4 protein-coding genes and 1 pseudogene are annotated in these 6861 nt (G+C 67.7%); 3 read left to right on the top strand and 2 right to left on the bottom strand.

Translation table 11 applies throughout. From position 1 onward, the window contains the following. Nucleotides 1-153 (top strand): annotated as a pseudogene (locus tag D7231_RS37520) (IS5/IS1182 family transposase); the annotation flags it as partial. Here the strand turns inward: D7231_RS37520 and D7231_RS15585 are convergent. Beyond that, complete coding sequence (locus tag D7231_RS15585) at nt 150-992, bottom strand: NAD(P)H-binding protein (protein ID WP_120756006.1); 843 nt, start codon at nt 990-992, stop codon at nt 150-152. The pseudogene D7231_RS37520 and the gene D7231_RS15585 sit on opposite strands and share 4 nt — an antisense overlap. A gap of 93 nt (nt 993-1085) precedes the next feature. Further along, a complete protein-coding gene (locus D7231_RS15580) occupies nt 1086-2084 on the bottom strand; it encodes a TAXI family TRAP transporter solute-binding subunit (protein WP_120756005.1) in 999 nt (332 codons plus the stop codon). Nucleotides 2085-2446: 362 nt separating this feature from the next. On the opposite strand from D7231_RS15580, the gene D7231_RS15575 reads away from it, so the two are divergent. Continuing rightward, the gene (locus D7231_RS15575) at nt 2447-4270 is read left to right on the top strand and encodes an FG-GAP-like repeat-containing protein (protein ID WP_241999725.1); all 1824 of its coding nucleotides are present in this window, start codon (nt 2447-2449) and stop codon (nt 4268-4270) included. Nucleotides 4271-4566: 296 nt separating this feature from the next. Beyond that, a complete protein-coding gene (locus tag D7231_RS15570; RefSeq protein ID WP_120756003.1) occupies nt 4567-6684 on the top strand; it encodes an FG-GAP-like repeat-containing protein in 2118 nt (705 codons plus the stop codon). The last annotated feature ends 177 nt before the right edge of the window (nt 6685-6861 follow it).

Genomic DNA, 6861 nt, shown 5'->3' with positions numbered 1-6861 from the left:
ACAGTGGAACGCTGCGTCAGCAAACTGAAACAGCACCGGGCAGTCGCGACCCGCTTCGACAAGCGCGACTACATCTTCCACGGCACCCTGGCCACCGCCGCCATCGTCATCTGGCTCCGCGACCTCATCAAAGAGCCACCAGACACTGCCTAGCGGAAGGTGTCCGCGTGCTCCTCCGCCCACGAGCGGAACGTACGCGCGGGCGCTCCCGTGATCTCTTCCACCGTGGAGGTGATCAAGTCCGATTCAGGCCGGGTTGCGGCAGCCAGCAGGGCCTCGACGAGGGCGGGCGGCCTGCCGTCCGCGAGCATCTGCTGTCGTGCGACCTCCAAGGGGACCGCTTCGAAGCGCGCCGGGCGGCCGGCGGCCTCCCCGATCGCGTGGACCTGCTCGGCCCTGCTCAGCACCTGCGGGCCGGTGAGGATGTGCTTCGCGCCCGCATGCCCGTCATCGGTGAGCGCACGTACCGCCACGGCCGCGACGTCGGCTTCGTGGATCACCGCCGTGGCCGCGATGCCGGGACCGCGAACGACGCGCGTGGTGCGGATCTGCCCGGCCCACCCTCGCGCGTTGGAGGCGATGGTGTCCGACCGCAGGACGGTCCACTCCGCGCTGGACTCCTCGATCAGGCGCTCCATGTCGGCGTGGAGCTGGTTGATCGGGTCGGTCTGCCGTTCGGCGTCCTCGTTCACGCCTGACGAGGAGAGGTAGACGATGCGGCGGGGGTGCCGCTCGATCGCCTCCAGCACGGCGGGGGCGCCCTCGGTCGTCAGGAAGGGCCATATCAGGAACACCGTACTGATCCCGGTCAGTGCCCGCTCCAGCGTGTCCGGCTCGGACAGGTCCCCGCCTACGACATCGACGCCGTCCGGCAGCCCGGCTGAGTCGGGGGTACGCGCCAGCGCGCGCACGGCGGTGCCGCCGGCCAGGAGTTGAAGAACAACTTGCCGGCCGACATTGCCGGTCGCGCCCGTCACGAGAATCTCATTCATGATCGGCTAAGCCTCGGCCGTGGCGGGACTATTCCGCCCTGTTCCGTCCTTGTTCTGTCCTTCAGGGCGTGGGGACTTGCCGGGCGTGGGGATTCAGGGCTTCACCGACGCGTAGTAGCGGCGCGCCCCCACGTGCAGCTGGAGGGGGTCGGTGAAGATCGCCGTACGGAGGTCCACCTTCTGCGCGGCGTGCACCTTCTGCCCTATGCGGTCCCTGCTGTTCATCACCGACCGCGTGACGCTCTCCGCCAGGTCCGCGTCCGCGTGGTCCATGGTGACGAGCAGGTTCGCGACCGCCAGTGTCTTCACCGCCTGGGACGCCCGCAGCTCCGGGTACGCGTCCACGGGCATCACCGCAGCCCTGTAATAGCGCGTCTGCGGCCCCTGGGCGTGCAGCGGCTCGATTAGATCACCCAGCTGCACCAGGCGGATGGACAGCCGCAGACCGAGCGACTGGACGGCGTTCGTGGGCAGCCCGCCCGACCAGAAGAACGCGTCCAGCTGCCCCCGCTCCAGCAGCCCCGGCATCTTGTCGATGCCGACGCGCACCGGCGTGATGTCCTTGTCGAAGTCGAGCCCCGCCGCCTTCAGCAGGCGCCGCGTGATCAGCTGCACCCCCGAGTCATCCGTCCCCACCCCCACCCGCAGGCCCCGCAGGTCCCGCGCCGACTGCACGGACGAGCCCTTCTCCACCACCAGCTGGATGTAGTCGTCGTACAGCCGGGCACACGCGCGCAGGCTCCCGGCGCCCGGCTTCCCCTCGTCGCGGTACGTGGCGACCGAGTCGGCGGTGGCCAGAGTGAAGTCCGCCTCGCCGGACGTGAGCTGCCGCAGGTTGTCGATCGACCCCTGGCTGCGCCGCAGCCGTACGTCCAGGGAGGGCATGTCCTGTGCCAGGTCCTCCTTGAGGAGGTCCCCGTACTTCGCGTACACGCCGGTCGGCACCCCGGTCGCGAACGTCATCCGCCCGGCCGGCGACGTGTCACCGTGCACGGACCACAGCCACCACACCAGCAGAGCGAGCACCACGGCGCCCAGAGCGGCCGTACGAGCGGCACGGCGTCCGCCGGGACGCAGGGAACGGGGAAGCATGGCCGGATCCTGCCAGGCCCCGGCGGCCTACGGGAGAGGAACGGCATAACGGTTCACACCGGTACGCGACGCCGGGGGCAGCAGCCCACCAAACCGCCGGAGGAAGCACACCGGGCTGACCGCCGAGCCTTGGCACGCGCCGTCCCACGTGTCAGGGCCCTCGCTACGTCTCCGCGGTCACAACTTCGCGACGCGATTCGTCAGTGATGTGCAGGCATTGACCATGCGGCACGGCACCGCACCGCTCGTGCGGTCGCCGTACGCCCTCCCGCCTGCGAGGTTCCCCGTCACCATCACCCTTCCTTGCTGCGACGCGTCTGGAGACATCCATGCTTCATCACCGCAAAAGACCCCGCGGCGCCGTGCGTCTCGCTCTTACGGCTGCCCTCGTCTCCTGCCTCGCCCCCGCCGCGCTTCTCGCCTCAGCCCCTCCCGCCTCCGCCGCCTCCCTGGCGATGTGGGAGCGGATGGCCCAGTGCGAGAGCACGGGCGACTGGACCGTCATCAACCCCGACGGCCCCTACTACGGCGGCCTCCAGATCATGAAGCCCACCTGGGACGCCTACAACGGGCGGGAGTTCGCCGAGTATCCGCACAAGGCGTCCAAAAAGGAGCAGATCACCGTCGCGGAAAGAATCCTCCGGGGTTCCGGGGCGAGCCAGTGGGGCAGCTGCGCTCGACGGGAGGGCCTGGTCAACGATGGCGTCGACCCGTACCCGCGCTCCACCCCGCCCGTCGCCCGTGTCACGGGCCCGGAGGACCGTGGCGTCCTGAGCGGTACGGTCACGCTGTCCGCGTCCGTGACCGAGGAGGAAGGGAAGCCGGCCGGGACGACCTTCCTGGTGGACGGCGACGCCGTCGGTACGGCTTCCGGGTCCGGGCCCTCGTTCAGCCTGAGCCTGGACACCACGACCCTGGCGGAAGGGCCGCACACCGTGACCGCCCGCGCGGTCAACGACGCCGGCCAGACCGGGCCGACATCCTCGGGCGTCTCCTTCTTCGTCGCCAACCGGGGCACAGCGGGGCAGGCCACCGGTGACTTCAACGGCGACGGCAAGGCCGACATCGCGATCCTCTACGGCTACGACCGGGAGGGCAAGGACAATCACACCGCGCTGTGGACGCTGCTGAGCACGGGCCGGGGCACGTTCGCCACGCCGGTGAAGGTGTGGGACAACCTCGAGGCCGGGACCGGCTCGTGGGACTGGGCCAACTCCAAGGTGACCGCCGGAGACTTCAACGGCGACGGCAGAACCGACATCGGCGTCCTCTACAACGAGGGCCAGGACGAAGCCAAGTACAACCGCACCGCCCTGTGGACCTTCACCAGCAACGGCTCCGGCTTCGACAAGCCGGTGAAGCAGTGGAGGAGCACCCAGTCCTGGGACTGGAGGCGGTCCAAGCCGGTTGCCGGTGACTTCAACGGCGATGGCAAGGCCGACGTCGGCATCCTGTACAACGAAGGCAAGGACGACACCGGCGATTTCCGCACCGCCTTCCACATCGCCTACGCAACGGCCAAGGGGGTCCGGGAGCCGAAGCGGGCGTGGGACAACAACGACCGCACCACCGGGTCTTGGAGCTGGGAGCGCAGCAAGCCTGTCGCGGGCGACTTCAACGGCGATGGCAAGGCCGATCTCGGCATCCTTTACGACGAGGGTAAGGACAACACGGGCGATTTCCGTACCGCCTTCCACATCGGCTACGGCACCGCTGACGCGATCACCCGGCCGAAGCGGGTCTGGGACAACAACGACCGGACGACCGGCAGCTGGACCTGGGAGCGCAGCAAGCCCGTAGCCGGTGACTTCAACGGTGACGGCAAGGCCGACCTCGGCATCCTCTATGACGAGGGTAAGGACAAGACCGGCGACTTCCGTACTGCCTTCCACATCGCCTACGGCCGGGCCGACGGCATCAATGCTCCCAAGCGGGCATGGGACAACAACGACACCACCACCGGCAGCTGGAACGCCGACTCCGCCAAACTGACCGCTGGTGACTTCGACGGTGATGGCAAGGCGGACCTGGGTGTCCTCTACAACAGCGGCGAGAACCCCGACGGTAAGGGCGAAGTCAAGCTGTTCACCTTCGCCGGCCGTGCCCAAGCGGTCTCCCCGCCGGTCGAGTCGTGGGGCAGCCGTACGTTCAGCTCCTGGCGGTGGTACCGCAGCGACCTGGCCTGACATGGCGCAGGCGGCGGACGATGCGACCGCGTAACACCTGTCGTCCGGCGTTTGTGCGCCAACCGAAGCCCCAAGCCGCGCTAACCGCACGGCGGGGGCTTCGGTTTTTCCAGACCAACCCAGATCAATTTCGTCTCCGCGGTCACAACTTCGCGATGCGTTTCGTCAAGGTAATGCAGGCACTCACCGCGCGACACTGCACCGCCCGTGCGGCCGCGTAAGCCCCCTCTCTGCGGGGGCTTCCCCTCACCTGCGCTGTTCCTTTCTTCGGCTCTTCGACGTGTCTGGAGACACCCATGCTTCTGAAGCAATCCGCCCGCCGTGGCGCGTCCCTGCTCCTCGTGACCGCGATAGCGTCGGCCGCCCTGGCCACCGGGACGGCACAGGCCGAGTCCCGGCAGTCCGACGGGATGCCGGTGGTCTCGACCGGCACTCTCGGACACGGTGCCGCCGCAGGAAGCCGCGTCACGCGGCAACAGGTGCTGGACCGGGCGAGAGACTGGGCCACCAACAGAGTTCCGTACAGCGAGAACGGGCTCAGCTCGCCCTACAGCTGGTACAAGGACGAGGCGACGGGCGGCTGGTACCGCCAGGACTGCTCGGGCTATGTCTCCATGGCCTGGATGCTCAACCAGAGCCGTACCACCTGGTCCCTGCGCGACGTCACGACCCGGATCAGCACGTCCGACCTGAAGCCCGGCGACATCCTCAACAACTCGCAGAGCCACGTCATCATCTTTGCCGGCTGGATCAACAAGTCGGCCCAGACGTTCTATTACTACTCCGAGAGCGGGCGCAGAGTGGTCACTCAGCGCTATGTGGGGAACTTCAACGACTCCTGGCTCTCGGGCCACCCCACCGATGGCTACCGGGCCTACCGCTACGACAACATAGTCGACGGCCCCGTCACTCCCGAGCCGGGAGCCGAGGACACCAGTGCCAGTCCCGCCGTAGCCGGCGTGACCGGTCCGGCGGACCAGGCGATCCTGAGCGGCCAGGTCTCCCTCACCGCCTCGGTGTCCGAGAATGTCGGCACCCCCACAGGCGTGGAGTTCTACGTCGACGGCCGGCTGATGGAGTCCGTCGCCAGCCCCGGCACCCAGTACTCCGCGTCGCTGGACACCACCGAGCTGTCGGACGGCCCCCACACGCTGACGGTCCGGGCCAAGAACGCTGCCGGCAAGGACGGCCCGATGTCCGCCCCCTCCGGCTTCTTCGTCGCCAACAAGGCGGTCCCCAGCACCACCACCGGCGACTTCGACGGCGACGGCAAGGCCGATATTGCCGTCCTCTACAACAATGGCAGGTCCAGCGCGGGCAAGAACATGACCACGCTGTACAAGTTCACCAGCAACGGCCACGGCTTCGACGCGCCCATCAAGGCGTGGGACAACGAAGCCTCCGACGTCGGAAGCTGGAACGCCGACCGCAGCAAGATGACCGTCGGGGACTTCAACGGCGACGGGAAGACGGACGTCGCGGTCCTGTACAACGACGGACGGGACGAAACCGGCGACTTCCGCACCTCGCTGTACGAGTTCATCAGCGACGGCAAGTCGTTCAAGGCGCCGGCCAAGGTCTGGGACAACAACGACCGGACCACGGGCAGCTGGACCTGGGAGCGCAGCAAGCCGGTCGCCGGCGACTTCAACGGCGACGGCAAGGCGGACGTCGGCATCCTCTACAACGAGGGCCAGGGCGACGACAACATGAACCACACGGCCTTCCACATTCTGTACTCGTACGACGGCGGGATCCGGGGCCCGAAGCGGGTCTGGGACAACAATGACCGGACGACCGGCAGCTGGAACTGGGAGCGCAGCAAGCCCGTAGCCGGTGACTTCAACGGTGACGGAAAGGCCGATCTCGGCATCCTTTACGACGAGGGTAAGGACAACACGGGCGATTTCCGTACCGCCTTCCACATCGGATACGGCACCGCTGACGCGATCACCCGGCCGAAGCGGGTCTGGGACAACAATGACCGCACCACCGGTAGCTGGACCTGGGAGCGCAGTAAGCCCGTCGCGGGCGACTTCAACGGTGATGGCAAGGCCGACCTCGGCATTCTCTATGACGAGGGCAGGGACAAGACCGGTGACTTCCGTACGGCTTTCCACATCGCTTACGGCCGGGCCGACGGCATCAACGCTCCCAAGCGGGCATGGGACAACAACGACACCACCACCGGCAGCTGGAATGCCGACCGCAGCAAGCTCGTAGCCGGTGACTTCAACGGCGACGGCAAGGCCGACCTGGGCGTCCTCTACAACAACGGTCAGGACAAGGACGGGAAGAACGAGGTGGCACTGCACACCTTCGACGGTCGTGACGACGCGATCTCCCGGCCGGTGAGGGTCTGGGACAACAAGAACTCCACCAGCTGGAACTGGTACCGCAGCGACCTCGGCTGAGCCGGGGAGCGGCTGCGGCCCCGCCGGAGATCCGGCGGGGCCGCAGCGCCTCATCGACTGTGCAGACGTTCCCTCGCTCCGGGGGGCGCAGAAGACGGACGGGTAGCATCCGGATTTTCCGGTGGTGTCACAGTCAGGGGATGGGATGAGCAGGGGTGAAAGTGTCCGGCCGGTGTC

The sequence above is a fragment of the Streptomyces klenkii genome (assembly GCF_003626645.1).
GTDB lineage: Bacteria > Actinomycetota > Actinomycetes > Streptomycetales > Streptomycetaceae > Streptomyces > Streptomyces klenkii.
The sequence above is the reverse complement of the archived record's forward strand: the minus strand, read 5'-3'. Positions and strand labels throughout refer to the sequence as shown.

Excerpts from the sequence above, each read along its gene's own strand:
- D7231_RS15585 (WP_120756006.1), bottom strand. The coding sequence starts at position 992 with ATGAATGAGATTCTCGTGACGGGCGCGACCGGCAATGTCGGCCGGCAA.
- D7231_RS15580 (WP_120756005.1), bottom strand. The coding sequence starts at position 2,084 with ATGCTTCCCCGTTCCCTGCGTCCCGGCGGACGCCGTGCCGCTCGTACG.
- D7231_RS15570 (WP_120756003.1), top strand. The coding sequence starts at position 4,567 with ATGCTTCTGAAGCAATCCGCCCGCCGTGGCGCGTCCCTGCTCCTCGTG.